General features: G+C 68.8%; 22 protein-coding genes. 13 read left to right on the top strand and 9 right to left on the bottom strand.

What is annotated here, in order from left to right:
- Positions 1–19: 19 nt before the first annotated feature.
- On the bottom strand, positions 20–784 hold the full coding sequence (locus H0W40_RS00465) for a UPF0149 family protein (RefSeq protein ID WP_292441980.1): 765 nt from the start codon (positions 782–784) through the stop codon (positions 20–22).
- 104 nt (positions 785–888) lie between these two features.
- Between H0W40_RS00465 and H0W40_RS00460 the strand changes: the two genes are divergently transcribed.
- Positions 889–1113, top strand: a complete 225-nt coding sequence (locus tag H0W40_RS00460; protein ID WP_292441978.1) for a hypothetical protein — start codon at positions 889–891, stop codon at positions 1111–1113.
- Between the two features lie 93 nt (positions 1114–1206).
- On the opposite strand, the gene H0W40_RS00455 is transcribed toward H0W40_RS00460, so the two are convergent.
- Positions 1207–3129, bottom strand: a complete 1923-nt coding sequence (locus tag H0W40_RS00455; RefSeq protein ID WP_292441977.1) for a phosphoenolpyruvate carboxykinase (GTP) — start codon at positions 3127–3129, stop codon at positions 1207–1209.
- 235 nt (positions 3130–3364) lie between these two features.
- Between H0W40_RS00455 and H0W40_RS00450 the strand changes: the two genes are divergently transcribed.
- From H0W40_RS00450 to H0W40_RS00425, 6 genes are all read left to right on the top strand, one after another.
- Positions 3365–4210: a substrate-binding domain-containing protein gene (locus H0W40_RS00450; RefSeq protein ID WP_292441974.1), complete on the top strand. Its 846-nt coding sequence runs from the start codon at positions 3365–3367 to the stop codon at positions 4208–4210.
- A 98-nt stretch (positions 4211–4308) separates the two neighbouring features.
- Positions 4309–4893, top strand: coding sequence for an MOSC domain-containing protein (locus tag H0W40_RS00445; protein ID WP_292441972.1), 585 nt, complete (start codon positions 4309–4311; stop codon positions 4891–4893).
- On the top strand, positions 4890–5759 hold the full coding sequence (locus H0W40_RS00440; RefSeq protein ID WP_292441970.1) for a ChaN family lipoprotein: 870 nt from the start codon (positions 4890–4892) through the stop codon (positions 5757–5759). The genes H0W40_RS00445 and H0W40_RS00440 overlap by 4 nt, the downstream gene beginning before the upstream one ends.
- A 168-nt stretch (positions 5760–5927) precedes the next feature.
- A complete protein-coding gene (locus tag H0W40_RS00435; RefSeq protein WP_292441968.1) occupies positions 5928–6782 on the top strand; it encodes a 23S rRNA (adenine(2030)-N(6))-methyltransferase RlmJ in 855 nt (284 codons plus the stop codon).
- A gap of 63 nt (positions 6783–6845) precedes the next feature.
- A complete protein-coding gene (locus H0W40_RS00430) occupies positions 6846–8756 on the top strand; it encodes an MFS transporter (protein ID WP_292441967.1) in 1911 nt (636 codons plus the stop codon).
- A 187-nt stretch (positions 8757–8943) separates the two neighbouring features.
- Positions 8944–9621 carry a CAAX prenyl protease-related protein gene (locus H0W40_RS00425; RefSeq protein WP_292441965.1) on the top strand — a complete coding sequence of 226 codons (678 nt, stop codon included), beginning with the start codon at positions 8944–8946 and terminating at the stop codon, positions 9619–9621.
- Between the two features lie 21 nt (positions 9622–9642).
- On the opposite strand, the gene tgt is transcribed toward H0W40_RS00425, so the two are convergent.
- Together tgt and queA are read right to left on the bottom strand one after the other, a co-directional pair.
- Entirely contained in the window at positions 9643–10788 is a 1146-nt protein-coding gene (gene tgt, locus H0W40_RS00420; protein WP_292441963.1) for a tRNA guanosine(34) transglycosylase Tgt, read from the bottom strand.
- A 44-nt stretch (positions 10789–10832) separates the two neighbouring features.
- Complete coding sequence (gene queA, locus H0W40_RS00415; RefSeq protein WP_292441962.1) at positions 10833–11939, bottom strand: tRNA preQ1(34) S-adenosylmethionine ribosyltransferase-isomerase QueA; 1107 nt, start codon at positions 11937–11939, stop codon at positions 10833–10835.
- 50 nt (positions 11940–11989) lie between these two features.
- Here queA and recG point away from each other — a divergent pair, with 50 nt between their 5' ends.
- The 6 genes from recG to katG all read left to right on the top strand — a co-directional run bounded on the left by recG (position 11990) and on the right by katG (position 19846).
- Positions 11990–14323: an ATP-dependent DNA helicase RecG gene (gene recG / locus H0W40_RS00410; protein ID WP_292441961.1), complete on the top strand. Its 2334-nt coding sequence runs from the start codon at positions 11990–11992 to the stop codon at positions 14321–14323.
- 114 nt (positions 14324–14437) lie between these two features.
- Positions 14438–15361 carry a LysR substrate-binding domain-containing protein gene (locus tag H0W40_RS00405; RefSeq protein WP_292441959.1) on the top strand — a complete coding sequence of 308 codons (924 nt, stop codon included), beginning with the start codon at positions 14438–14440 and terminating at the stop codon, positions 15359–15361.
- 50 nt (positions 15362–15411) lie between these two features.
- On the top strand, positions 15412–15726 hold the full coding sequence (locus H0W40_RS00400; RefSeq protein ID WP_292441958.1) for a polyhydroxyalkanoic acid system family protein: 315 nt from the start codon (positions 15412–15414) through the stop codon (positions 15724–15726).
- A gap of 241 nt (positions 15727–15967) precedes the next feature.
- Entirely contained in the window at positions 15968–16465 is a 498-nt protein-coding gene (locus H0W40_RS00395) for a Dps family protein (protein WP_292441956.1), read from the top strand.
- A 12-nt stretch (positions 16466–16477) separates the two neighbouring features.
- Positions 16478–17401, top strand: coding sequence for a 4-hydroxybenzoate octaprenyltransferase (ubiA, locus tag H0W40_RS00390; RefSeq protein ID WP_292441955.1), 924 nt, complete (start codon positions 16478–16480; stop codon positions 17399–17401).
- A gap of 189 nt (positions 17402–17590) precedes the next feature.
- Positions 17591–19846: a catalase/peroxidase HPI gene (gene katG, locus H0W40_RS00385; protein ID WP_292441954.1), complete on the top strand. Its 2256-nt coding sequence runs from the start codon at positions 17591–17593 to the stop codon at positions 19844–19846.
- An 86-nt stretch (positions 19847–19932) separates the two neighbouring features.
- Here katG and H0W40_RS00380 read toward each other — a convergent pair whose 3' ends face one another.
- From H0W40_RS00380 to H0W40_RS00360, 5 genes are all read right to left on the bottom strand, one after another.
- Positions 19933–20340, bottom strand: coding sequence for a type II toxin-antitoxin system VapC family toxin (locus H0W40_RS00380; RefSeq protein WP_292441951.1), 408 nt, complete (start codon positions 20338–20340; stop codon positions 19933–19935).
- Positions 20341–20352: 12 nt separating this feature from the next.
- Positions 20353–20595, bottom strand: a complete 243-nt coding sequence (locus H0W40_RS00375; protein WP_292441948.1) for an AbrB/MazE/SpoVT family DNA-binding domain-containing protein — start codon at positions 20593–20595, stop codon at positions 20353–20355.
- Positions 20596–20678: 83 nt separating this feature from the next.
- On the bottom strand, positions 20679–21980 hold the full coding sequence (locus H0W40_RS00370) for a Glu/Leu/Phe/Val dehydrogenase (RefSeq protein ID WP_292441946.1): 1302 nt from the start codon (positions 21978–21980) through the stop codon (positions 20679–20681).
- A gap of 287 nt (positions 21981–22267) precedes the next feature.
- Positions 22268–23092, bottom strand: a complete 825-nt coding sequence (proC, locus tag H0W40_RS00365; protein WP_292441944.1) for a pyrroline-5-carboxylate reductase — start codon at positions 23090–23092, stop codon at positions 22268–22270.
- A 171-nt stretch (positions 23093–23263) separates the two neighbouring features.
- Positions 23264–26404 carry an L-glutamate gamma-semialdehyde dehydrogenase gene (locus tag H0W40_RS00360; protein ID WP_292441942.1) on the bottom strand — a complete coding sequence of 1047 codons (3141 nt, stop codon included), beginning with the start codon at positions 26402–26404 and terminating at the stop codon, positions 23264–23266.
- Positions 26405–26571: the final 167 nt, after the last annotated feature.

Here is a 26571-nt window from a genome sequence, read left to right as displayed (position 1 = left end):
ACCGCGCCGCGCGTGCGGCTCACGCCTCGCGGCCGTGGCATTGCTTGAACTTCTTTCCGCTGCCGCAAGGGCAGGGATCGTTGCGCCCGACCTTGGGGCCTGCGCGGCGCACGGTCTCGACCTTGAGCCGTTCGCCGCGGGCAAGATCGCAGATCGCGACCACGTTGCCGACGAGATCCTCGATGGCCTCGTCCAGAGTGCGCAGCGGGTGTTCGCTGTCGAGCGCCCGGGTGAAGGCCTGGTCATCGCCTTCCTGCTCCGGCAGATGACGGCGCACGCAGGCCAGCAGGTCGGGCAGTTCGCTGGCCGTCAAGGACTCGAGGGCAACGAACTGATTGAGCGCGTGCTCGAAGCCGACCGCCCACGGCGCCAGAGCCGGCACAACGGCGGCGGTGCCTTCGAGCGGCAGGCCTTCGTCGCTCTCGGGCTGCATCACCAGCGGATCGAACCAGGCGTCTTCGCGCAACTGGCGCTCCAGCACCGCGTGATGGCGCATCACCAGTGCGAGCAGTCGCTCGTGCTTGGCGGCGTGCCAGCCGGGTGTTTCCAGCGTGAGCGCCTGGCCGGCGCCGGGCTGTTCCGGGTCGCCCCAGTTCCAGTCGAATGCCGGCGGCAGCCAGTCGGCGGCGTCGATCAGCACCGGCTGCGCCAGTACGCCGCACAGGTAGCCGTCGAGCATCACCACGTCGAGCGCTTGGAGCGGCTCGGGAATCGCGGCCAGCAGATCGTCGAGTTCGCCGATTTCGGCGTCGCTCAGGGGTGTCGAAGTCATTGAATCAGGCATCGAACAATTGTCCTATGGCCGCAAGCGTGGCAAACGACCGACCAAGGATCTGACGAGGAATGAGGGTTTACCCTAGAATCAGGCTTCTCTTCTGAAAGCTTCTCATGACCACGCTGTCCATCCAACTGCCCACCTTTCGCACCCAGGCGCCGCGTGGTGCAGAGCCGCTTGCTCAAGCGGCCTATGCACTGTGGCACTTCTTCGATCTGATGGTGAGCGCTCGCAAACCTAACGCTTGGGCCGATCAATTCAGCGCCGTGTCGCTGAACGAACCCGATGCTCGTCGCAACGTGGACGCGCTTTACCGCGGCGGTTCCGTGCGCCCGTGACCGCGCACGTGAACGATTGAGTCCGACATGAAAAGGGCCGCTCGAAGGCGGCCCGAATCAGCCCAGGGCTGTCCGCGGAGGGGCTCCGACTGTTCAGGCCGCTAGCCGCTGCTCTATGCGCAGCTTGGTGTCGATCAGTTCGCCCGGCAGATGATGGGCGAGCTGGCTGAACAGCTCCTCGTGGAGCTTGAGCTCCTGCTGCCAAGCGGCGCGATCGATGCCGATCACGCTAGCGAACTGGTCCGGCGTGAAAGCAAGGTCGCGCCACGCCAGGTCTTGATAGCGCGGGCTGATGCCGAAGGCGTGCTCGGTGCCCTGCGCCCGGCCACGCACGCGTTCGAGCATCCACTGCAGCACGCGCATGTTTTCGCCGTAACCCGGCCAGACGAACTTGCCATCTGCTCCCTTGCGGAACCAATTGACGCAGTAAATCTGCGGCAGCTTCGCCCCTGAGCGCTCGCACAGCGTTTGCAGCTTGCGGCCCAGCGCCAGCCAATGGCCGAAGTAGTCGCTCATGTTGTAGCCCATGAAGGGCAGCATCGCGAACGGGTCGCGTCGCACGACGCCCTGCGCGCCGGCCGCCGCGGCGGTGGTTTCCGAGCCCATGGTCGCGGCCATGTAGACGCCTTCGACCCAGTTGCGCGCCTCGGTCACCAACGGCACCGTGGTCGAACGGCGGCCGCCGAAGATGAAGGCGTCGATCGGCACGCCCACCGGGTTGTCCCAGTTGGCGTCGAGCACCGGGTTATTGGTGGCGGCCACGGTGAAGCGCGCGTTGGGATGCGCGGCCGGCTTGGGCTTGCCGAGCGTGGCCTGCTCGCGGGCCAGCGCCGGCGTCCAGTCCTTGCCCTGCCAGTCGATCAGGTGAGCAGGCGGCTGCTCGGTCATGCCTTCCCACCACACATCGCCGTCGTCGGTGAGTGCCACGTTGGTGAAGATCGCGTCGCGTTTCAGCGAAGCCATGCAGTTCGGATTGGTCTGCTCGTTGGTGCCCGGCGCCACGCCGAAATAGCCGGCTTCGGGGTTGATGGCGTAGAGCCGGCCGTCCGCGCCGGGTTTGATCCAGGCGATGTCGTCGCCGATGGTGGTGACCTTCCAGCCCTCGAAGCCGGACGGCGGCACGAGCATGGCGAAATTCGTCTTGCCGCAGGCGCTGGGGAAGGCGGCGGCAACGTGGAATTTCTCGCCCTGCGGGTTTTCGACGCCCAGCACCAGCATGTGCTCGGCCAGCCAGCCCAGGCCATCGGCCTCGACGTCCCGGCGGCCCATCGTCGACGCGATGCGCAGTGCAAAGCACTTCTTGCCGAGAAGCGCATTGCCGCCGTAACCGGAGCCGTAGCTCCAGATTTCGCGCGTGTCCGGGTAGTGGACGATGTACTTGGTCGGGTTGCACGGCCAGGGCACGTCTTTCTGTCCCCGCTCGAGCGGCGCCCCCACGGTGTGCATGCAGGGCACGAATTCGCCGTCTTCGCCCAGCACCTCCAGCACCGGCCGCCCCATGCGCGTCATCAGTTTCATGTTGACGGCCACGTAGGGCGAGTCGCTGAGCTCGATGCCGATGTGTGCGATCGGCGAGCCGAGCGGGCCCATCGAGAAGGGCACCACGTACATCGTGCGCCCGCGCATGCACCCCTTAAAAAGGGCCGGCGTGCCATCGGCCCGGCCGGTCTGCAGCAAGGCGCGCATCTCGGCCGGCGCCATCCAGTTGTTGGTCGGGCCGGCATCGTCCTGCTGGTCGGAGCAGATGAAAGTGCGGTCCTCGACGCGGGCCACGTCGCTCGGATCGCTGCACGCAAGGAAACTGTTGGGACGCTTGGTCTCGTCGAGCTTGCGAAACGTGCCCGCCGCGACGAGTTGCGCGCATAGCCGGTCGTATTCCGCCTGCGAGCCGTCGCACCAGTGAATTGCCTGCGGCTCCGTCAACGCAGCCATCTCGGAAACCCAGGCGATCAGCCGTGCGTTCTTGACATAAGCCGGCGCATCGATGCGCAGACCTTGCATTGCGGGATGGTTCATCGCGGTTCCAGTAAGGGGTTGAGGGATCTCGCCAGTTCCCGTCGAATCAGACGCTGGCGGCATCCATCGCACGACTGACCGAGTTCATTAGGCACAGGCGTTCATAAAAGTGTAGAGATGTGACTAAGCCATGACAGCGGCCCTTCATGCGCTTTATGCATAGCGACATGCGCCGGGCTTTAGCAAGGCGACGCATGAGGACGGCCTACCCCTATAGCGCTCTTAATATGTGGCCATGTCCGCCGTCGATTTCGGTTCCTTGCAGCGTCGGCACCTGGCCGGCGTGCTGGCAGTCTGGGCGCTGCCCGCTTGGGCGCAGCGCCCCGCTTCCAAGCGTTTGCACGTCGCGGTGGAGGGCGCCCTGCTGAGCTCCGGGCTGGCCCATCACCTGCAGCAGGCGATCGGACGCGATACCGGCTTGGCGATCGAGTGGCGCCCCGGCCCGGGCGGTGCGCTGCTGCCCTTGCTGGAACGCGGCGAAGTCGACGCCGCGCTCACCCAGTCACCCGAACACGAACTGGCTTTGGAACGCCGCAACCTCTTGCACGACCGCCGGCCGGTGGCGCGCAGCGAAGTGGTGCTGGTCGGGCCGGCGCCGCGGCGGACGGGCCGCAAGCAGGTAGCCGACGGCGATCCGGCCGGGATCGCCGGGGGTCGCGATGCCTTGGCAGCGCTGCAGCGCGTCGCCCAGGCCGGGGCCAGCGGCACGGCTGGATTCGTCGCCCATGGCGAGCCGAGCGGCACGCGTGAAGTGGAACAGGCGCTGTGGAAAACGCTCGGCCCGCAGCCGCTCGGTCCCTGGCTCCGCACGGCCGCCGCAGGTCCCACCGCGGTGCTTGACCTCGCGCAGCAGACGCAGAGCTATGCGCTGATCGAGCGCGGCGTGTGGCAGGCGCGCGGGGCGAAATCAGGCTTGGCAATCATGGTCGCCGGCGATGCGCGCCTGGCGGCGACCTATCACATCATGCGATCCTTTCGCGTCAATCCGCCCGGCGGCAAGCTGCTGGTGAATTGGCTGGCCGGCCCTAGCGGGCAAGGCGCGGTGCGCAGTTTCGGCCGGGGCTACCGGCCGGCCGCCTGAGCGGGCCGCCGCGCGGCACCGCCCCTGGAGCCAGCCGCGATGAACACTGCCGCCACGAACGCATCGAGCGCCCCGCATGCGCCCACGGGCGCTGCGCCATGACGGCGGCGCCGCGCTTGCTCAGCGTGAACGTCGCCATGGCGCAGCCGTTGCGCATCGGCAGCCGCGAAGTGCTCAGCGGCATCCACAAGCGTGGCGTCGCCGGAGACGTCGAGGTCCGCCCGCTCGGCCTGGCCGGCGATGAACAGGCCGACCCCAGCCTGCACGGCGGCCTGGACAAGGCGGTGTACGCCTATCCCAGCGAGCACTACCGCGTCTGGCAGACCGTGCGTGCACAAGCCGGGCTGGCGACCTGGGACGCCGAACTGCCCGCCGGCTTCTTCGGCGAGAACTTGACACTCGAAGGCCTGCTCGAGAACCAGGTCTGGATCGGCGACGTGCTGAAGTTCGCGCACTGCGAACTGGCCGTGGCGGGTCCGCGCCAGCCTTGCTTCAAGTTCAATGCGGTGATGGGCCTCGGGCAAGCGAGCAAACTGATGGTGCAGTCGGGCTACTGCGGCTTCTATCTGGCCGTGCGCACACCCGGCACGATTGCTGCCGGCGAAGCTTTCGAGCTGGCACCCGGTCCGCGCGAGGTGGGCATCCCCGAGCTGTTCCGCTCGGTCAGGGCCAAGCACCGATGAGAGCACCGCCGCGTGCCTTCGCCGTCCCTTTGTCGCTGGCGCTTGCCGCGGTAGCCTGCGTCGCGCCACCGGCGCCCGGGGGCGCGGCCGAGCCGAGCGTGCGGGTGCCCGCCAGCACGGCAGGGCCTGGCGCCTTGCGCGCCGGCTGGCCTGCCGCCGAGGTGCTGCTGATCGGCGAGCAGCACGATGCGGCCGAGCACCAGCGCCTCGCCGCACAAGTGGTGGAGCGCCTAGCAACACAGGGCCGCCTCATCGCCGTCGTGCTCGAGATGGCCGAGCAGGGCCGCAGCACCGCGGCCCTGCGCCACGATGCGGACGAAGCACGGATGCGCGCCGCACTCGCCTGGGACGAGCGCGGCTGGCCCTGGGCCGCTTACGGGCCGATCGTGATGGCCGCCGTGCGCGCCGGGGTGCCGGTGATCGGCGCCAACCTGGCGCGCAGCTCGCTGCGCGAGGTCATGCGTGATGAGCGGCTCGACACCGAGGTGAACGACGCCCTGCGCGAGCGCCTGCTCACCGACGTGCGCGACGGGCATTGCGGCCTCCTGCCGGCGTCGCAGCTGCCGGGCATGACGCGGGTGCAGATCGGCCGCGACCGCGCGATGGCCACCGCACTGGCGGCGCAGGCGAAGTCAAGCGGTGTGGTGATGCTGGTGGCCGGCGCCAACCACGTCGACAAGACCCGGGGCGTGCCTGAGCACCTCCGCGCGCAGGCGCCCGGCTTGCGCGTGCATGCGCTGGGCCTGGCGGCCGGAAAGCCCGAGGGCGCCGCCGCCGCCGGCTTCGACGAGATCTGGGTCACGCCCGCGCTGCAGCGCCCCGATCCCTGCGAAGGGCTGGCCGAGCGCTTCGCGCCGGCGCGCTGAGCCCGCGCCTTCGTCTTCGGACCGCGCGCCACAACCCTCGCGGGGGCGGCTCGATGCCCGCGATGGCGAGCCCCTGCCATCGGCCGCCAGCGAGCGCCGCGGTCAGCCCTCGCGCCGACCGTCGTCCCTGCGGCGCCCACCGCTCCGAGCGCACGCGACAATCGCGCCATGCTTGCCTACCGACACGCCTTTCACGCGGGCAACCACGCCGACGTCCTCAAGCACACCGTGCTCGCACAGGTGCTGCGCCACATGGGGCAAAAGGACAAGCCTTACTGGCTGATCGACACCCATGCCGGCGCCGGCGGCTATTCGCTCGCAAGCCCCGAGGCGAAGAAAAAGGGTGAGTTCGAGCACGGCATCGCGCGGCTGATGGAGCGTGATGACCTGCCCGAAGCGGTGGCTGATTACGTGGCGCTGGTGCGCGCCTTCAACCCCGAAGGCGGGCTCGGCCGCTACCCGGGCTCGCCTGAGATCGCGCGCGCGCTGCTCCGCCCGCAGGACCGGCTGCGGCTGTTCGAGCTGCACCCGGCCGACGTGCGCATCCTTGCCTCGCACCAGTCGGCCGGGCCCAACACCGAGGTGCACCACGAGGACGGCTTCGAGGGCCTGAAGGCGCAATTGCCGCCGCCCTCGCGGCGCGCGGTGGTGCTGATGGACCCGTCCTACGAGCTCAAGGCCGATTACGGCCGGGTGGTGGCCGCCGTGCGCGAGGCGCTGCAGCGTTTCGCCGAATGCGTGGTGGTGGTCTGGTATCCGCAGATCAACCGGCTCGAATCGGCGCAACTGCCCAAGCGGCTGCAGTCGCTCGCTCAGGAGGTGAAGACGCGCAGTTGGCTGCACGCCCGGCTCACGGTGCAGCCGCTCGACCGGCTCGGCTTCGGGCTGGCCGGCAGCGGGGTGTTCGTGATCAACGCGCCTTGGACGCTGCACGCCGCGTTGAAGGACAGCCTGCCCTATCTGGCGAAGACGCTGGGGCAGTACGAGGGCGCCAGCCAGCTCCTGCAACACAAGGCGGTCTGAGCGCTGCGTCGAGCAGAAGATGCGGGCGCTTGCGCGACACTCGCGCGCAACCAAAGCCCCCTTGTGAGCCTTGCCCCTCCCCGCGCCGACCCCGCGCTCCACGAGCGTGCGAACCAGTTCTCGCTGCTCACCCAGCGCCGCTTCGCGCCCTTCTTCTGGACCCAGTTCCTGGGCGCCGGCAACGACAACCTGTTCAAGTTCGCCCTGACGGTGCTGGTGACCTACCAGCTGCAGCTCGCCTGGCTGCCGCCGGCACAGGCCGGCGTGGTGATCGGTGCACTCTTCATCCTGCCCTTCCTGCTGTTCTCGGCCACCTGCGGGCAGCTGGCCGACAAGTTCGAGAAGTCGCGCCTGATGCGCTTCACCACGAGCCTGGAGATCGCCATCATGGCTCTCGCCACGCTGGGCCTCCTGTGGCAGAACGTCCCGTTGCTCCTGGCCTGCATCTTCCTCATGGGGGTGCAAGCGACCCTGTTCGGCCCGGTCAAGTACGCCTACCTTCCGCAGCACCTGGGCGAGCGGGAGTTGACGGGGGGCAACGGCATGGTGGAGATGGGCACCTTCGTCGCCATCCTCCTCGGCAACGTGGCGGGCGGCCTGCTCATCTCGGTGCCCGAGGTCGGCCGGCACTGGGTCGCCTTCGCCTGCCTCGCGCTGGCGGTGCTGGGCCGCCTCACCGCGCAGTCCGTGCCGCATTCGCCCGCCACCGCGCCGCAGCTCGTCATCAACTGGAACCCGGTCAGTGAAACCTGGCGCAATCTGAAGCTCGCGCACGGCAACCTGACGGTGTTCCGCTCGATGCTCGGCATTTCGTGGATGTGGTTCTTCGGCGCGGTGTTCCTGAGCCTGTTCCCGGCCTTCGCCAAGGAAGTCCTGGGCGGCGACGAACGAGTCGCCTCGCTGCTGCTGGTGGTGTTTTCCATCGGCATCGGCACGGGCGCGCTGCTGTGCGAGAAGCTGAGCCGCCGGCATGTGGAGATCGGCCTGGTGCCCTTCGGCGCGATCGGCATGAGCGTGTTCGCGATCGACCTCTACTTTTCCTCGCGCGGTGCGCCGCCGGTGGCGCTGACGGGCATCGGCGAGTTCGTGCAGCAGCCCGGCCGCTGGCGGGTGATGGTCGATCTGGCGCTGCTGGCGCTGTTCGCTGGCTTGTACAGCGTGCCGATGTACGCGCTGGTCCAGTCGCGCTCGCAGGCCACCCACCGCGCACGCATCATCGCGGCCAACAACATCCTCAATGCCCTTTTCATGATCGTGAGCGCTGTCATGGCCGGCGGGCTGCTGATTGCCGGCTTCACGGTGCCGGAAATCTTCCTCGTCACCGGCATCCTCAACGCGCTGGTCGCCGCCTACGTCTTCCTGCTGGTGCCCGAGTACCTGTTGCGCTTCACGGCCCTGCTCGTGGCGCGGTTGATGTACCGCTTTCGCGTTCGCGGCGACGAGCACATCCCGACCACGGGTGCAGCGCTGCTCGTGTGCAACCACGTGAGCTTCGTCGACCCGATCCTGCTTATGGCGGCGAGCCCGCGGCCGATCCGCTTCGTCATGAATCACCGGATCTTCGCCACCCCGGTGCTCGGCTGGCTGTTCCGCCTGGCCGGCGCGATTCCCGTGGCTCCCCGGTCCGAGCATCCGCAAATCTATGAGCGCGCATTCGCCGAGGTGGACCGTGCGCTGGCCGAAGGCGAACTGGTGTGCATCTTTCCGGAAGGCGGCCTCACGCACGACGGCAGCTTGCAGCCCTTCAAGGCCGGCGTGATCAAGATCCTGCAGCGCCGGCCGGTGCCCGTGGTGCCGCTGGCGCTGCACAACCTCTGGGGCTCGTTCTTCTCGCGCCGCGACGGCGCCGCGATGTCGAGGCCGTTTCGCCGTGGCGTGTGGAGCCGCGTGGGCCTGCGCGCCGGCGCGCCGCTGTTGCCCGCCGAGGTGACGCCCGCCTTGTTGCAGCAACGAGTGCAAGCGTTGCTTGCCTGAGCGAGAACTCGCTCGCGAGGCCGGACGCGGCAGCCGTTGCGCAGCGAACCCCCCGTCCGCCGGAATTGGCCGCAAGGGCCACGTCGAGTCAAGCCCCCCGCGAGCCGGCGTACGGCATCGCTTGCCGGCCGGCGAGCGCTCAGCGGACACTCGCGGCGCCGTTACACCACTTACTGGAGCATCCCGAATGGGAGGACTGATGGACCGGGCCGCGTTGATCCGCGTGCTGCCCTTTGGCGTTTTCATCGTGCTGCTGGCACTGCGCGGCCTGCTGCCCGAGGGCAGCGCGCCCTTCGGCATCGATCCGCGCTGGCTCTATGCGCTGCAGGCCGGCGCGGCCGGCGCATTGCTGCTGTGGTTCTGCCGCGAATACGTCGAACTGGCCGCCTGGCCGAAGCTTCGCGATACGGCGCTGGCCGTCGCCGTGGGCCTGGCGGTGTGCTGGCTGTGGGTCGCACTCGACGAGCCGTGGATGCGCATCGGCGTGCCCAGCGCCGTGTTTCACCCGGTCGACGACAACGGCGACCTGCAGTGGGGACTGATCGCCGTGCGCTGGCTCGGTGCGGCGCTGATCGTGCCGGTGATGGAAGAGCTGTTCTGGCGCAGCTACCTCATGCGCTGGCTCGAGCGCGTCGATTTCCTGAAGGTCGATCCGCGCACGGTCGGCTTGAAGGCGGTGCTGCTCTCCACCTTCGTCTTCACCCTCGCGCACACCGAATGGCTGGCCGCGGTCATCGCCGGGCTCGCCTATGCCTGGCTCTACCGGCGCACCGGCTCGCTGTGGGCGCCGGTGATTGCGCACGCGGTGACCAACGGCGTGCTGGGCATCTGGGTCGTAGGCGGCGGGCACTGGGCTTATTGGTAGCGTCGAGCCAGCGAGGGCTGCTCAAACGCCACGTGCCCGATCAGCCTTGAACTGCGCGCGCCACGCCTCGAAACGACCCGCCTCCAGCGCCTCACGCATCTCGCGCATGAGGTTGAGGTAGTAATGCAGGTTGTGGATGCTGGTGAGCATGGGCGCCAGCATCTCGCCGCAACGGTCGAGGTGATGCAGGTAGGCCCGGCTCACGCCTCCTGCGGCGCCCGAGCCCGCGCAGGCCTGACAGCCGCAACTCTCGTCGATCGGGCGCTCGTCGAGCCGGTAGCGCGAATTTCGGATGCGCAGATCGCCGTAGCGGGTGAAGAGGTGGCCGTTGCGGGCGTTGCGCGTGGGCATCACGCAATCGAACATGTCCACACCGCGGGCCACGCCCTCGACCAGGTCTTCGGGCGTGCCCACACCCATCAGGTAGCGGGGCTTGTCGGCGGGCAGGCGGTGCGGGGTGTGCGCCATGATGCGCAGCATTTCTTCCTTCGGCTCGCCGACGCTCACGCCGCCGACCGCGTAGCCGGGCAAGTCCATCGCCACCAGGGCCTCGAGCGATTCCTGACGGAGATGCTCGAACATGCCGCCCTGCACGATGCCGAACAGCGCGTTCGGGTTCTCCAGCCGGGCGAACTCGGCCTTGCAGCGCTCGGCCCAGCGCAGGCTCAGCGCCATCGAGCTGCGCGCCTCGGGTTCGGTGGTGAGCCGGCCCTTGCTCTCGTAGGGCGTGCATTCGTCGAACTGCATGACGATGTCGCTGTTCAGCACGGCCTGGATCTGCATGCTGATCTCGGGCGTGAGGAAAAGCTTGTCGCCGTTGACCGGCGAAGCGAACCTGACGCCCTCCTCGCTGATCTTGCGCATCTCGCCGAGCGACCAGACCTGGAAGCCGCCGCTGTCGGTGAGCATCGGCCGCTGCCAGCCCTCGAAGCGGTGCAGGCCGCCGAACTGCTTCAGCACTTCCAGCCCCGGTCGCAGCCACAGATGGAAGGTGTTGCCGAGGATGATCTGCGCGCCCATCTCCTCGAGCGAACGCGACATCACGCCCTTGACCGTGCCGTAAGTTCCTACGGGCATGAAGACCGGCGTTTCGACGACGCCGTGCGTGAGCGTCAAGCGGCCGCGGCGGGCCTGGTTTTCGGTGGCGAGCAGGTCGAAACAAAGCATCGGGCGGATTGTCGCAGCGCCGTTGTCGTCGTGTTGCCGACGGCTCAGCGAAACGGGTCGCCGCTGCGTTCGAGCAGCATCGCGTCGCCATAGCTGAAGAAGCGGTAGCGCTCGTCGATCGCATGCGCATACAGCGCGCGGATGCGCTCAAAACCGGCGAAGGCGCTGACCAGCATCAGAAGCGTGCTCTTGGGCAGATGAAAGTTCGTGAGCAGCACGTCGACCACGCGGAACTCGAAGCCCGGCGTGATGAAGATGTCGGTCTCGCGCGCGCCCGCCTGCAGCCGGCCGTCGCTGCCGCGGGCGGCCGATTCGAGCGCGCGCAGCGTGGTCGTGCCGATGGCGACGATGCGTCCGCCGGCGGCCCGGGTGCGCACGATCGCATCGATGGTGGCCTGTGGCAGATCGAACCATTCGCTGTGCATGCGGTGCCGGGCGATGTCGTCCGCACGCACCGGCAGGAATGTGCCGGCCCCCACGTGCAGGGTCACGGCGGCGCTCGCGACGCCCCGCGCGGCGAGTTCGGCCAGCACCGCATCGTCGAAGTGCAGTGCGGCGGTCGGCGCGGCCACTGCGCCGGGCGCACGGGCGAACACGGTCTGGTAACGGCGTTCGTCATCGGCATCGTCGGCATGGCCGATGTAGGGCGGCAGGGGCACATGGCCGTGGCGCTCCAGCAGCGCATGAGGGTCGGTCGGAAAGCACAGGCGGAACAGATCGCCCTCGGGTCCGCAGCGGCCCAGCACCTCGACCTCGAAGGCCGCGCTGCCGTCGCGCGCGCAGAAGCAAAGGCGGCTGCCGGGCCGCGGCGACTTGCTCGCGCGCAGATGAGCCCAGACCTCGAAGCCGGCGTCGGCGGCCGGGGGCAACACCCGCTCGACGAGCGCCTCGACCGCGCCGCCGCTCGCCTTGAACCCGTGCAGTCGCGCCTTGATCACGCGCGTGTCGTTGAACACCACCAGGTCGCCCGCTCGCAGCAGAGCGGGCAATTCGCGGAAGCGGCGGTCCGCCGGCGGCAGCAGGCGGCCATCGAGCAAACGCGAGGCGCTGCGCTCGTCGGCGGGATGCTGGGCGATCAAGTCGGCCGGCAGGGCGAAGTCGAAATCGGCGAGGGTCAAGCGCGGCGGCGCGCCGTCTGGAACAGGGGGCATGGGCGTTCAGGCTGGACCGGCCTGAGGGGAGCAAGGGGCAGAATTGTTCCATGCCCGAGTCCCGCCACGACGCCGTGACCGCTGCCCGCGCTGCGACCGGCCCGGTTGCAGCGCGCAGCGCTGAAGCGACTGCGACTGCGACTGCGACCACGGTCGCGGCCGCGGCCGCGACCGCAACCGCGACAGCCTCACCCGAGGCCGGGCCGGCCGGCACGAGCGCTGCAGCCACCGCCTCCGAACACCGCGCGGTCCGTGCGAAGAGCCCCAAGCAAATCGCGACGAAACCGGCAAGCCAGACCGCCCCCAAGTCCGGCCCGGCCCGCGCGCTCGAAAAGCTCGGCCTCGTGCGCGACATCGACCTGGCGCTGCACCTGCCGCTGCGCTATGAGGACGAAACCAGGATCAGCCGCCTGGCCGATGCACGCGACGGCCAGACGGTGCAGATCGAGGGCGTCGTCACCGGCAGCCGCATCGAGCAGCGCGCACGCCGACAACTGCTGGTGCATATCGACGACGGCAGCGGCGAGCTGCTGCTGCGCTTCCTGCACTTCTACCCGTCGCACCAGAAGGCGCTCGCCGTCGGCGCGTGCGTGCGGGTGCGCGGCGAGCTGCGCGGCGGCTTTCTCGGTCGCGAAATGGTCCATCCCAGTTTCAAGCCGGTGACGGGCGAGACGCCGCTGGCGACGGCGCTCACGCCGGTCTATCCGACCAGCGCGCAGCTTCCTCAGGCCTACCTGCGCAAGGCCGTCGCGTCGGCGTTGCAGCGGGCGCCGCTTGCCGAGCTGCTGCCGTCGGGCTGCGTCCCGCGAGGCCTGCCGCCGCTGAAGGAGGCGCTCGAGTTCCTGCACCAGCCGGCGCCCGAAGTGCCGCTGGGTGCACTCGAAGACCGCAGTCATCCAGCCTGGCAGCGGCTGAAATTCGACGAGTTGCTGGCGCAGCAGCTCTCGCGCTTGCAGGCTCAACGAGAACGCGCCGCCCTGCGTGCGCCGGCGCTTCGCACACCGGCCCCTCGCGCCGCGGTGCCCGCTGACCCCGCGTCGCCCGATGGCGCTCGGGGCCTGCATGAGCGCTTGCTCGCCGCGCTGCCCTTTCAGCTAACGGCCGCACAGCGCCGCGTCGCCGAGGAAATTGCGCACGACCTGGCCCGGCCCCAACCGACGCACCGGCTGCTTCAGGGCGACGTGGGCTCCGGCAAGACGGTGGTGGCCGCGCTGGCCGCGACGATCGCGATCGATGCCGGCTGGCAATGCGCGCTAATGGCGCCCACCGAGATCCTGGCCGACCAGCACTTCCGCAAGCTCGTCGGCTGGCTCGAGCCGCTGGGCGTGGGCGTGGCCTGGCTCACCGGCGGCCAAAAGGGCAAGGCGCGCGCGCAGATGATGGCGAGCGTGGCCGACGGCAGTGCGCGGCTGGTGGTGGGCACGCACGCCGTCATCCAGGACCGCGTGGTGTTCCAGCGCCTGGGCCTGGCCATCATCGACGAGCAGCACCGCTTCGGCGTGGCGCAGCGGCTCGCCTTGCGGCAAAAACTCGTCGAACAAGCCGGGGCTTCCCCCGCGCTCGAACCGCACCTGCTCATGATGTCGGCCACGCCGATCCCGCGCACGCTGTCGATGACCTACTTTGCGGACCTTGACGTCAGCACCCTCGACGAGCTGCCGCCGGGCCGCACGCCCATCGTCACCAAACTCTTCGCCGACACCCGCCGCGACGACGTGATCGCCCGCGTGCGCGAAGCGGTGGCGAGCGGGCGGCAGGTGTACTGGGTCTGCCCGCTGATCGAGGAATCTGAAACGCTGGATCTGAAGAACGCCACCGCGACGCACGCCCAGCTCGCCGCTGCGCTGCCCGAAAGCGCGGTCGGCCTGCTGCACGGGCGCATGGGGGCCGCCGAGAAGGCGGCGGTGATGGAAGGCTTCACCGGCGGCCACATGGCGGTCCTGGTCTCGACCACCGTGATCGAAGTCGGCGTCGATGTGCCGGGCGCCAGCCTGATGGTCATCGAACATGCCGAGCGCTTCGGCCTGTCGCAGCTCCACCAGCTGCGCGGGCGCGTCGGCCGCGGCAGCGCGGCCAGCGTGTGCGTGCTGCTCTACACCCCGCCGCTGTCGGACACCGGCCGGGCTCGCCTGAAGGCCATGTCCGAAACCAACGACGGTTTCGAGATCGCCCGCCGCGACCTCGACATCCGCGGCCCGGGTGAGTTCATGGGCGCGCGGCAAAGCGGCGCGGCGCTGTTGCGTTTCGCCGACCTCAACGAGGACGACGTGCTGCTCGCGCACGCCCGTGCGATGGCGCCGGGCCTCCTCGCGAACCACCCGGGCGCGGCTCGGGCGCACGTGGAGCGGTGGCTCGGCGGCAAGGCCGACTACCTGAAGGCTTAGGAGCGTTGTCGCTTGCTCCGTCTCCCATGAGCGCGCGGGGAGAGAGCGAAGCAAACCTTCGCTGCCGCCCTTCTCGCGCGAATCGCATCGCGATCGGCTGCGATATCCTGCTTCATGACCTTGACCGAGCTGCGCTACATCGTCGCCGTCGCGCGCGAGCGGCATTTCGGCCGGGCGGCCGAGGCCTGTTTCGTGTCGCAGCCCACCCTGTCGGTGGCGATCAAGAAGCTGGAAGACGAGCTCGAGGTCAAGCTGTTCGAGCGCGGCAGTTCGGAGGTTTCGGTCACGCCGCTGGGCGAGGAGATCGTGCGTCAGGCGCAGTCGGTGCTCGAGCAGTCGCAGGCCATCCGCGAGATCGCCAAGCGCGGCAAGGACCCGCTGGCCGGGCCGCTGCGGCTCGGCATCATTTACACGATCGGGCCCTACCTGTTGCCCGATCTGGTCAAGCAGGCGATCGAGCTGTTCCCGCAGATGCCGCTGGTGCTGCAAGAGAACTTCACCGTCAAGCTGCTGGAGATGCTGCGTGCCGGCGAGCTGGATGCCGCCATCCTGGCCGAGCCCTTTCCCGACGCCGGACTGGCCATCGCGCCGCTCTACGACGAGCCCTTCGTGGTGGCGGTGCCCGACAGCCATCCTCTGGCCCGGCGCGACAGCATCTCGTCCGAGGAGCTGAAGAAGGAGACCATGCTGCTGCTCGGCACCGGCCACTGCTTTCGCGACCACGTGCTCGAGGTCTGCCCGGAATACGCGCGCTTCGCCAGCGACGCCGAGGGCATCCGCAAGAGCTTCGAGGGCTCCTCGCTGGAGACCATCAAGTACATGGTGGCTTCCGGCATGGGCATCACGGTCGTGCCGCAGCTTTCGATGGCCAGCGGCCAGCAGCAGCACATGAGCTATGTACCCTTCGCCGCGCCCGTGCCGACGCGCCGCGTGGTGCTCGTCTGGCGACGCAGCTTCACACGCTATGAGGCCATCGCCGCGCTGCGCAATGCCATCTACGCCTGCCAGCTGCCGGGCGTGAGCCGGCTCACCGGGTGAGACGCTTACGGCCTCGGTGTTCAGCGCACGCGTCTTGCTACACCCGCTAGATGACGACCCCGATCACCGTCGACATTCCGCATCAGCTCGGCCGCGCCGAGGCGCGCCGCCGCATCGAGGACGGCTTTGCCAAGATGCTGCAGCAATTGCCCGGCGGGGGCGCCGGCCACGTCACCGAAAGCTGGGACGGCGACCGCCTGGCCTTCAGCGCTTCGGCGCTCGGCCAGACCGTGCGCGGCGTGATCGACGTGCTCGACAACACGGTGAAGATGGAGATCGAGCTGCCGGGCTTCCTCGGCGCCATCGCGAACGGCCTCAAGGGCCGCCTGCAGAAAGCGGGGCAGTTGCTGCTCACCCGCAAGTAGGGCCGCCAACCTGCGGCGCGGCCTTGCGCCAGGTTCGGTCCGGAAATTGAGAATCCGGGCTCCCGCGGAGGTGTATGGATCCAGCGATGTGCACCGGGCCTTCGTGCAGAGCTTCGTGGCCGCCCGGACCACGGTGATGAACCGGGATCGCTACGACCTCCTCGCCTGATCCAGTACACGCCGGCGGCCCTTTTGGCTACAGTGACAGTCACCCCGCTGCAGTGATCAAGGAGCTCCCGCGATGGCAAAGCCCAAGAACAAAGTGCCCATTGTGGACATCGGCATCGCCGAAAAGGACCGCAGCGCCATCGCCGACGGCCTGAACGCCCTGCTGGCCGACACCTACACGCTCTATCTCACGACCCACAACTTCCACTGGAACGTGACGGGGCCGATGTTCAACACGCTTCATACCATGTTCATGGAGCAGTACACCGAGTTGTGGAACGCGGTCGATCCGGTGGCCGAGCGCGTGCGCGCGCTCGGCTTTCCGGCCCAGGGCTCGTATCGCCAGTTCGGCGAGCTCAGCTCGCTGGCCGACGTGCCGGCCACGCCGCCCAAGGCGATGGAGATGGTGCGCATCCTGGTCGCAGGCCACGAGGCGGTAGCGCGCACGGCGCGCAAGCTCTTCCCACTCGCCGACAAGGCCCACGACGAGCCGACCGCCGATCTGCTGACTCAGCGCCTTGCCGTGCATGAGCAGTCGGCGTGGATGTTGCGCAGCTTGCTGGAGGAGTGAGGAATCGCGCGGGTGAGCAACTCCTCGGTCGCGCCCACCTCCACCTCGCGCCTGGCGCTGTGGCTGGACCTGATCCGCTGGCGGCGCCCCGCTGGCTGGCTGCTGCTGCTGTGGCCCACCTTGTCGGCGCTGTGGCTGGCCGCGGGGGGCTTTCCGGGCTGGCACCTGCTGGCCGTCTTCACGCTCGGCACCATCCTCATGCGCAGTGCCGGCTGCTGCATCAACGACGTCGCCGACCGCGACTTCGACCGTCATGTAAAGCGCACGGCGCAGCGACCGGTGACGCGCGGCGCGGTGTCGGTGCGCGAGGCCCTTTTGCTCGGGGCTTTCCTGGCGCTGGCTGCCTTCGCGCTGGTGATGACGACGAATCGGGCGACCGTGCTGCTGTCGTTCGCGGCACTCGCCATCACCATGGCCTATCCGTATGCGAAGCGTTTCGTGTCGGTGCCGCAGGCCGTGCTGGGAGTGGCCTTCAGCTTCGGCATCCCGATGGCTTTTGCGGCCGTGCACGGTGGCACGGTCGAGGGTGTTGCTGCCGGATTCGGCAAGGCCGTGCCGCCGCTCGCCTGGGCCCTGCTCGCCGGCAATCTCTTCTGGGTGCTGGCCTACGACACCGAATACGCGATGGTCGACCGCGACGACGACCTGAACATCGGCATCCGCACCTCGGCCATCACGCTCGGCCGCTTCGACGTCGCCGCGGTGATGGGCTTTTACGGCATCTACCTGGCAAGCTGGGGCCTCCTCGGCGTTCAGCAGGGCCTGCGAGGCCCCTTCATGCTCGGTCTGTTGGCCGCGCTCGCGCAGGCGTTGTGGCACTGGGCGCTCATCCGCGAGCGAGGCCGCGACGGCTGCTTCAAGGCCTTCCGGCTGAACCACTGGCTCGGCCTCGCGGTGTTCGCCGGAATTGCTGCCGACTTCATGCTGCGCCGCTGAAGGCGAGTCGCACGAGCCAGCGAACTCGATCGGCAATGCCGGGGCGTCCAGGTAGGGTGTGAGCCTGCCCCAGGCCCGCGGGCTATCGACGGGATAGCGTGTTTCTCGTCGAGTCAGGCCGCTTGTGCAAGAGAATTTGCTGGCCCCTGATCACTTTCCCTCTCACTGCAAAAAATAGGAGTTGCCAAGATGGGTAGCGAAAAGACCGAAGCGAAGTGTCCGTTCAGCCAAGACGCAACCAGTGGCACGACCAACCGCGAGTGGTGGCCCAAGCAATTGCGCGTGGATCTGCTCCATCAGCATTCCTCCAAGTCCGACCCGATGGGAAAGGGCTTCGACTACGCCGAGGCTTTCAAGAGCCTCGATCTCGCTGCAGTGAAGCAGGACCTCGCAGCCTTGATGACGGACTCCCAGGACTGGTGGCCGGCGGATTTCGGACACTACGGTCCGCTGTTCATCCGCATGGCGTGGCACAGCGCCGGTACCTACCGCATCGGCGACGGCCGTGGGGGTGCTGGCCGCGGCCAGCAGCGCTTCGCGCCGTTGAATAGCTGGCCGGACAACGTGAGTCTCGACAAGGCCCGCCGCCTGCTGTGGCCGATCAAGCAAAAGTACGGCAACAAGATCTCGTGGGCCGACCTGATGATCCTCACCGGCAACGTCGCGCTGGAAAGCATGGGCTTCAAGACCTTCGGCTTCGGCGGCGGCCGCGCGGACGTGTGGGAGCCCGACCAGGACGTGTACTGGGGTCGCGAGACGAAGTGGCTCGGCGGCGACGAGCGCTACGCGCGAGGCTCGCCCGGTGTCTCGGGCCAGAGCGTGCTCGACTCGGAGGACGACAGCCAGGTCGAGCACACGCGCGACCTCGAAAACCCGCTCGGCGCCGCGCAGATGGGCCTCATCTACGTCAACCCCGAAGGCCCGGACGGCAAGCCCGATCCCATCGCTGCCGCGAAGGACATCCGCGAGACCTTCGCCCGCATGGCGATGGACGACGAAGAGACGGTGGCGCTGATCGCCGGCGGACACACCTTCGGCAAGACCCACGGCGCGGCGCCCGCGACGAACGTCGGCGACAACCCCGAGGCCGTCGAGCTCGAGCACCAGGGCTTCGGCTGGAAGAACGGCTTCGGCACCGGCAAGGGCGGCGACACCATCACCAGCGGCCTGGAAGTCACCTGGACGAGCAAGCCGACGCAGTGGACCAACGAATACTTCGAGAACCTGTTCGGCTTCGAATGGGAACTGACGAAGAGCCCGGCCGGCGCGCAGCAGTGGGTGGCCAAAGGGGGCGCCGGCGCAAACAAGATTCCGCACGCCCACGACCAGGCCAAGCGCCTGCCGCCGACGATGCTGACCACCGACCTCTCGCTGCGCCTGGACCCGGCCTACGAGAAGATCTCCCGGCGCTTCATGGAGAACCCCGACCAGTTCGCCGATGCCTTCGCGCGGGCCTGGTTCAAGCTGACGCACCGTGACATGGGGCCCCGCGCCCGCTATCTGGGCCCCGAGGTGCCTGCCGAAGAACTCCTCTGGCAGGACCCGGTCCCCGCGGTCGATCACGCGCTGGTCGACGAACAGGATGTCGCTTCCCTCAAGAAGAAGGTGCTGGCATCGAGCCTGACGGTGGCGCAACTCGTCTCGACCGCCTGGGCGTCGGCGTCCACCTTCCGCGGCTCGGACAAGCGCGGCGGCGCGAATGGCGCGCGCATCCGTCTCGCGCCGCAGAAGGACTGGGCCGTCAACCAGCCGGAGCAATTGGCGAAGGTGCTGCAGGGGCTGGAAGGCATCCGCAACGAGTTCAATGCGGCGCAGGCGGGCGGCAAGAAAGTCTCGCTGGCCGACCTGATCGTGCTGGCCGGCGGTGCTGGTGTCGAGAAGGCCGCCCGCGATGCCGGCCACGAGGTCACGGTGCCGTTCACGCCGGGCCGCACGGATGCCTCGCAGGATCAGACCGACGTGCCGGCCTTCGCGCCGCTCGAACCGGTCGCGGAGGGCTTTCGCAACTACCAGAAGGCGCGCTACAGCGTGCCGGCCGAGGCACTGCTGATCGACAAGGCGCAGTTGCTGACGTTGACGGCGCCGGAAATGACCGTCCTCGTGGGTGGCTTGCGCGTGCTGGGTGCCAATGTCGGCCAGAACCGGCACGGCGTCTTCACCAAGAAGCCGGGCACCTTGACCAACGACTACTTCGTCAACCTGCTCGACATGGGCACCGAGTGGAAGGGCGTCTCGGACGGCCAGGAACAGTTCGAAGGCCGTGACCGCAAGACCGGCGAACCCAGGGGGACCGCCACGCGGGTCGATCTGGTCTTCGGTTCGAACGCGCAGCTGCGCGCCATCGCAGAGGTCTACGGTGGCTCGGACGCGCAGAAGAAGTTCGTCGAGGACTTCGTGGCTGCGTGGGCCAAGGTGATGAATCTCGACCGTTTCGACATCGCCTGAGACTGGCGCCGCCGTCCCTTCGCCGGGCCGGACAACGTCCGGCTTGCCAATCGAGCATGACGGCGGCGCCATGCATGTCGACGACTTCAGTCCTTCTCCGGAGCGATCAACGCCACACTCGGAAAGTAGCCACGGTAGCGACGCACGTCACGCGTCAGGATGGCGCAACCGAGCACCGCGGCGTGTGCGCCGATGAAGAAATCGGCCAGCACGTTGCTCTTGCGACCGCCGGCTCGGCGATATTTGACAAACGCCTTGCCGGCAAGGAACAAGGCCGGGCGCGGCAATTCCCGAATCTCCAGCCCCATGCCGCCGATGGCCTCGTCGAGCGCTTCGACGGATTCGAAGGTCAGCGACAACTCCGAGTAAATCACCGGGTTGATCAACAGTTCGTGCACCTGCGACTGCGCGCGCAACTGGCGCACCGACCAATTGGCCCAATCGGGATCGTCCTCGAGCACGTCGACGAGGACGTTTGTGTCGATCAGCAGCACGCGGCGGGCTCTTCAATCCGTCCCGCGGAGCAACTTCATCAAGTCGTCGGTGCGCCACTTCACCTGCGCGGTGCCGCGTGCCGCCTCGAAGCGATCACGCTTGCCGGTGGGTCGGTTGCCCCCGGCCTTGTTGACGACAATCTGGCCCTCGCGATTGACGCCGAAGTCCACGCTGTCGCCCGGGGCGAGCCGCAGCGCGTCTCGCACCTTCTTGGGAATGGTGACCTGCCCCTTGACGGTCATGGTGGTGGCCATTGGCGACTCCGCGAGTAATACACAAAGCCGCAGTGTATTACTCGGTGGCCGGGCAAATGTGCCGGGGTCGGCGACCTGGACTATCAGGGATACAAGCCGCGCTCCTCGCGCGCGATGAGGATGCGTTCGCAGGCCACCGCGAAGGTGGCGGTGCGCAGGGTGGTCTTGTGGCGGTCGGCGGTGTCCCAGATCTTGCGCAGCGCATCGACCATGATCTTGTCGAGCCGCACGTTGATCTCGTCTTCCGTCCAGAAGAAGGACGAGAAGTCCTGCACCCATTCGAAGTAGCTGACCGTCACGCCGCCGGCGTTGCAGATCACGTCGGGCACGATCAGCACGCCGCGGTCGTGCAGGATGTCGTCGGCCTCGGGCACGGTCGGGCCGTTGGCGCCTTCGAGCACGAGCTTGGCCTTGATGCGGTGGGCACGCGCCGCGGTGATCACGCCTTCGAGCGCAGCCGGGATGAGGATGTCGCAATCGACATCCCAGAAATCCTCGTCAGCCGCCTTCTCGCAGCCGGCGAAGGTGCCGATGCCGCCTTCGCGCCTGAGCAGCGGCATCAGTTCGGAGAGGTCCAGGCCGCCGGTATTGACGATGGTGCCGGTGTGGTCCTGCACCGCGACGATCTTCGCGCCGGCCTGCGCGAACAGTTCCGCCGCCGAGCTGCCCACGTTGCCGAAGCCCTGCACCGCCACGCGTGCGCCGTCCAGGCTCATGCCCAGGCGCCGCGCCGCCTCGCGGCCGGTGACGAACACCCCGCGGCCGGTGGCCTTCACCCTGCCCAGCGAACCGCCCAGGTGGATGGGCTTGCCGGTGACGACGCCGGTCGCGGTGGCGCCGGTGTTCATCGAATAGGTGTCCATCATCCAGGCCATGATCTGGCCGTTGGTGTTGACGTCCGGCGCCGGGATGTCGCGTTGCGGGCCGATGATGATGCCGATCTCGCTGGTGTAGCGGCGCGTCATCTTCTCCAGCTCCTTGAGGCTGAGCAGCTTGGGATCGACGCGGATGCCGCCCTTCGCACCGCCATAGGGCAGGTTCACCGCTGCGCACTTCACCGTCATCCAGGCCGACAGCGCCATCACCTCCTCGAGCGTCACGTCCGGGTGATAGCGCACGCCGCCCTTGCCCGGCCCGCGCGAGAGGTTGTGCTGCACGCGGTAGCCCTCGAAGTGGCGCACGCTGCCGTCGTCCATTTCCATCGGCACATCGACGATGAGCGCGCGCTTGGGGCGCTTGAGCGTTTCGGCCCAGCGGCCGAGTTCGCCCAGATAGGGCACCACGCGATCGACCTGCGACAGATAGGTGCCCCAGGGGCTGGTCGGCGAGGGCGTGACGTAGGAGAGGAAGGAGGTCTGCGGCGGCATCGGCGAGGTCGGGCTCATGCGGTGTCCTTGGGGGTCGTCGTGATGCGGCCGTGCGGGCGGCGCGGTACGAAGCACTTTAGGCCGGAGAAGGGGAACGCGCGAGGGGCATCGATGCCGGCTTTGCATGCGGGCCGGCGAAGCTGCTCATGCCCCGACGCCGCCTGCGGCGGCGGGCGGCGCCGCCCGGCTCGGTCCCGGCGATGCCGATCCGCCGAAGGAGGCCCTTCCGGCGCTCGATCACCTTGAACCCGCGGATACCGCCGCCGAGAACACGGCGCATAGACACCGCCGCCCCGCAAGGGCGCTCAGCGCCCGAACTCGTCGCCCAGCTCGGCGGCCCGGCGCTGCGCCGCGCGCACCGCGCGCACGATCGCCTCGCGCACGCCGTCGGCCTGCATGGCGCTCAGTGCGGCGTGCGTCGTGCCGCCCTTGGACGTGACGCGCTCGCGCAGCACGGCAGGCGGCTCGGGGCTCTGCTCGGCCAGGGCAGTGGCCCCCGCAAAAGTGCCCAGAGCCAGTGCGCGGCCTTGCTCCGCGCTCAGGCCCATGTCGCGCGCTGCCTCGATGAAGGCCTCGAGGAAGAGGAACACGTAGGCCGGGCCGGACGCCGACAGCGCGGTCACCGCATCGAGGTCCGCTTCCCGATCGACCCAGAGCAGGCGGCCGGTGGGCGCCAGCAGCGTCTCGACGCCGGCACGTTCTTGGGCACCGACTTCGGGCCGCGCATACAGCCCGGCGATGCCCTGGCCGATCAAGGCCGGCGTGTTGGGCATGGCGCGCACCACGCGCTCGCTGCCGCTGGCGCGCACGATCGCGTCGCTGCGGATGCCGGCCATCACGCTGAGCTGCGCCGCGCCGGCGACATGCGCCCTGCAAGGCGCCGCTGCCTCCTGGAAAAGCTGCGGCTTCACCGCCCACACCACCAGTCTCGCCGCAGCCAGGGCCGGCGTGGCCTGCTCGTGGGCCACGATCTCGAACTCGCGCCTCAGCCGTTCGCGCTGCTCGGCCCAGGGCTCGACCACGATGATGTCGGCGGCCGCGACGCCGCTGCGCCGCAGGCCCCCGATCAAGGCGCTGGCCATGTTGCCGCCGCCGATGAACGCGATCGCGGAGGAAGAGGCAGTTGTCATGTCACGGCTCCATGAAGGGGGCGTTGAGGGCGTGGCGGAGCGGTTCTGGCGGAGTCTAGCCAGCGAAAAGGCCGCAGCACACGGCGGGCGATCGCCGATGCTCGAAGCGCAATCGCCGATCGATCGCGCCCCTCCAGCAAGCCGTTTCGCCCCCGCGCCGGCAGTTTCACGTCACGTCATCAGCTCAACGTTGCCTCCTGCCGCCGCCGTATTGACCGTCACCGTCTGTTCACCGCAGAAGCGGTACAGATAAAGCGGCCCGCCCGCCTTCGGTCCGGTACCCGACAGGCCCTCGCCGCCGAAGGGCTGCACGCCGACCACGGCGCCGATCATGTTGCGGTTCACGTAGACGTTGCCCACACGCGCGGCGGCGGCGATGTGTCGCGCGCGCGAGTCGATGCGGGTCTGCACCCCCAGGGTCAGGCCATAGCCCAGTGCGTTGATCTGCGCCACCAGCGTCTGCACATCCGGCGCTGCCGTGCCCGGGCCCCAGCGCAGCACGTGCAGCACGGGGCCGAAGACCTCGTGCCTCAAGTCGCTCACCTGTGCGATCTCGTAGGCGACCGGGGCGATGTAGGCGCCGACCAGTCCGTCAGGCAGCTCGCGCCGCGCGATGCGTCGCGCTTCGCGCTCCAGCCGCTCCACATGCGCCTGGATGCCGGCTTGCGCCTCGGCGTCGATCACGGGGCCGACGTCGGTGCTCAGCTCGGCGGGATCGCCCACGCGCAGCTCCTGCATCGCGCCCGCCAGCATGCTCAGCAGACCGTCGGCGACGCTGGCGTGCACGCACAGCAGCCGCAGGGCCGAGCAGCGCTGGCCGGCCGAGCGGAAGGCGCTCTGCACGACGGCATCGACCCCCTGCTCGGGCAGCGCACTGCTGTCCACGATCATCGCGTTGAGGCCGCCGGTCTCGCAGATCAGCGGCACGATGGCGCCGTCCTTCGCGGCCAGGCTGCGCTGGAGGGCCTTGGCGACCGCCGTGGAGCCGGTGAAGCACACGCCTGCCGCAAGAGGGTGGGCCACCAGGCCGGCGCCGACCGTCTCGCCGGGCCCGTGCAGCAGCACAAGCACCTCGCGCGGCACGCCCGAACGGTGCAGCAGATCGACAAAAGCGCGCGCCACGCCGGGGGTCTGCTCGGCCGGCTTGGCCGCCACGCTGTTGCCCGTGACCAGCGCCGCGGCGACCTGGCCCGCGAAGATGGCAAGAGGAAAGTTCCACGGGCTGATGCAGACGAACACGCCGCGGCCACGCAGGTGCAACGTATTGCTCTCGCCGGTGGGCCCGGGCAGTTCGCGCGGCGCCAACTGTTCGCGGGCCTGGCTGGCGTAGTAGCGGCAGAAGTCGATGGCCTCGCGAACTTCGGCCACGCAGTCGCCGAAGGTCTTGTGCGCCTCCTCGACGAGCAGCGCGCACCACGCCGGCAGATCGGCTTGCAGCGCGTCGGCGGCGCGCTCGAGCACCGAGGCACGTTCGGCCAGCGGCACGACGCTCCAGGCTGGGAAACCGCTTGCGAGCCGCTGCATCGTCGCGTCGATCGCAGCAGCAGGCGTCTCGGGCACCTCGGGCACGGAGCCCACCGCCACGGCCGCAAGCAGCGGCTCGCACTGGGCCGTGATGCTCAGGTCCACGCCCGCCGAATTTCGGCGCGCCGCTCCGTACAGCGCTGCCGGCGCCGGCTGACCGGGCGCCGGCGCAGCATGCACAGGCGAGGCCAGCAGCTCCTCCACATCGATCTGCGGATCGGCAAGCTGATGCACGAATGACGAGTTCGCGCCGTTCTCCAGCAGCCGCCGCACCAGATAGGCCAGCAGATCACGGTGCTCGCCCACCGGCGCATAGATGCGCAGTGGCGGCGAACCAGAGCCGCGCCCTCCGCCCTTGCGTGTCAGGCCCCCTTCCTGGGAAGGGAGAGGGGGGGAACGGGGCGACCTCTCCTCCGAAGGAGAGAGTCTGTACCGCGAGATTTCGCGGTACAGACTCTCTCCCATGCCGTGCAGGCGCTGCAGCTCGAAGTCCGCGCCTCGCACCTGCGCCATCTGCACGATCGCCGCGATCGTGCCGGCGTTGTGCGTCGCGAACTGCGGGTAGATCACCTCGGCGTGGTCGAGCAGCGCCTTGGCGCAGGCCAGGTAGGAGATGTCGGTGTGGTGCTTGTGCGTGAACACCGGATAGGCGGCCAGGCCGAGCTCCTGCGCACGCTTGACCTCGCTGTCCCAGTAAGCGCCCTTGACCAGCCGCAGCATGAAGCGCAGGCCGTGCGCGCGGGCGATGGCAGCCACGGTATGCACGCACTCTTCGGCGCGTGTCTGGTAGGCCTGGATCGCCAGGCCGAAGCCGCGCCACCGCGGGTGATGAGTCTGAATATGCGCCGCCGCCGCCTCGATCAGCTCCAGCGAAAGTTCGAGGCGGTCGCTCTCCTCGGCATCGACCGTGAGGTTGATGTCGGAGCGCGCTGCGTCGTCGATAAGCAGCAGCAGGCGCGGCAGCAGCTCGCCCAGCACGCGGTCGCGCTGCGACGCCTCGTAGCGCGCGAACAGCGCCGAGAGCTTGATGGAGATGCCGTCGCGGTCCTCCGGGCCACCAGAGTGCCCACTGTGCCTCGCCCCACGGCCACTCGCGGCGATGGCCGCGATGGCCTCGCGGTAGGAAGCCAGATAGCGCTGCGCCGCAGCGTCGGTGCGCGCCCCTTCGCCGAGCATGTCGAAGCTGTAGCGCAGGCGGGGCGTGCTGCGGCGCTGTGCTGCGGCGTGTTCGAGCGCTTCGCCGATCGACTGCCCGAGCACGAACTGCCGGCCGAGCAACTGGATGGCCCGCACGGTGGCCGCCACCACGGTCTGCGCGCCGAGCCGCCTGAACAAGCTGGGCGGCTGCTCGCCTTGCGGGAGGAACTTCTTCGACAACTCGATGGCGCTGGCCGACAGGCCGGCCATCAGTTGCTGCGTGCCGCCGGCCCTGCCGTGCGCGCCGCCTTCGAAATCTGCGCGGCCGAGCTGATCCGCCGTCAGCGCGATGGCAGTGGCGGCATCGGGCACGCGCAGCAGCGCTTCGGCCAGCCGCATCAGCGCCAGGCCTTCGCTGCTCGAAATCGGGTACTCGCGCAGCAGCGACTCCATCGCCCAGAACGGCGCCGGCTCGTCGCGCGCCGCCCGCACCCAGGGCCGGGCCATGGCCTGCACGGCGGACCAGTCGAGCGCGCCGGCCAGCCCGTGCAGGTGTGCCTGCAGCACGAGCAGCTCGTCGCGCAGCGGACAGGGCAGGCGCGCAGCCGGCAGGCGCGACAGCACGGCAGACACGTGAACAAGCTCAGGCATGGCGGGTGTTCCTCCGCAAGCGGCTGGCCGGCGTCAAGCGCAGGCCGAGCCGCAAGCGTAAGGCCGTACCGCGAAACGCCTTGCCGTCACAGACTTTCCGACACCGACAAGAGGCTTCCGATGCTTCGTGCCTGCGCCCCTCGTGCCCTCACCGTCTTCCCATGCAG

The sequence above is a fragment of the Methylibium sp. genome, assembly GCF_013817345.1.
Classification (GTDB): Bacteria; Pseudomonadota; Gammaproteobacteria; order Burkholderiales; family Burkholderiaceae_C; genus Methylibium.
The sequence above is the reverse complement of the archived record's forward strand: the minus strand, read 5'-3'. Positions and strand labels throughout refer to the sequence as shown.

What these genes read in the sequence shown, in the direction of transcription:
- H0W40_RS00465 (WP_292441980.1), bottom strand. Translation starts at nt 784, where the DNA reads ATGCCTGATTCAATGACTTCGACACCCCTGAGCGACGCCGAAATCGGC.
- H0W40_RS00460 (WP_292441978.1), top strand. Translation starts at nt 889, where the DNA reads ATGACCACGCTGTCCATCCAACTGCCCACCTTTCGCACCCAGGCGCCG.
- H0W40_RS00455 (WP_292441977.1), bottom strand. Translation starts at nt 3,129, where the DNA reads ATGAACCATCCCGCAATGCAAGGTCTGCGCATCGATGCGCCGGCTTAT.
- H0W40_RS00450 (WP_292441974.1), top strand. Translation starts at nt 3,365, where the DNA reads ATGTCCGCCGTCGATTTCGGTTCCTTGCAGCGTCGGCACCTGGCCGGC.
- H0W40_RS00445 (WP_292441972.1), top strand. Translation starts at nt 4,309, where the DNA reads ATGACGGCGGCGCCGCGCTTGCTCAGCGTGAACGTCGCCATGGCGCAG.
- H0W40_RS00440 (WP_292441970.1), top strand. Translation starts at nt 4,890, where the DNA reads ATGAGAGCACCGCCGCGTGCCTTCGCCGTCCCTTTGTCGCTGGCGCTT.
- H0W40_RS00435 (WP_292441968.1), top strand. Translation starts at nt 5,928, where the DNA reads ATGCTTGCCTACCGACACGCCTTTCACGCGGGCAACCACGCCGACGTC.
- H0W40_RS00425 (WP_292441965.1), top strand. Translation starts at nt 8,944, where the DNA reads ATGGGAGGACTGATGGACCGGGCCGCGTTGATCCGCGTGCTGCCCTTT.
- tgt (WP_292441963.1), bottom strand. Translation starts at nt 10,788, where the DNA reads ATGCTTTGTTTCGACCTGCTCGCCACCGAAAACCAGGCCCGCCGCGGC.
- queA (WP_292441962.1), bottom strand. Translation starts at nt 11,939, where the DNA reads ATGCCCCCTGTTCCAGACGGCGCGCCGCCGCGCTTGACCCTCGCCGAT.
- recG (WP_292441961.1), top strand. Translation starts at nt 11,990, where the DNA reads ATGCCCGAGTCCCGCCACGACGCCGTGACCGCTGCCCGCGCTGCGACC.
- H0W40_RS00405 (WP_292441959.1), top strand. Translation starts at nt 14,438, where the DNA reads ATGACCTTGACCGAGCTGCGCTACATCGTCGCCGTCGCGCGCGAGCGG.
- H0W40_RS00400 (WP_292441958.1), top strand. Translation starts at nt 15,412, where the DNA reads ATGACGACCCCGATCACCGTCGACATTCCGCATCAGCTCGGCCGCGCC.
- H0W40_RS00395 (WP_292441956.1), top strand. Translation starts at nt 15,968, where the DNA reads ATGGCAAAGCCCAAGAACAAAGTGCCCATTGTGGACATCGGCATCGCC.
- katG (WP_292441954.1), top strand. Translation starts at nt 17,591, where the DNA reads ATGGGTAGCGAAAAGACCGAAGCGAAGTGTCCGTTCAGCCAAGACGCA.
- H0W40_RS00375 (WP_292441948.1), bottom strand. Translation starts at nt 20,595, where the DNA reads ATGGCCACCACCATGACCGTCAAGGGGCAGGTCACCATTCCCAAGAAG.
- H0W40_RS00370 (WP_292441946.1), bottom strand. Translation starts at nt 21,980, where the DNA reads ATGAGCCCGACCTCGCCGATGCCGCCGCAGACCTCCTTCCTCTCCTAC.
- proC (WP_292441944.1), bottom strand. Translation starts at nt 23,092, where the DNA reads ATGACAACTGCCTCTTCCTCCGCGATCGCGTTCATCGGCGGCGGCAAC.
- H0W40_RS00360 (WP_292441942.1), bottom strand. Translation starts at nt 26,404, where the DNA reads ATGCCTGAGCTTGTTCACGTGTCTGCCGTGCTGTCGCGCCTGCCGGCT.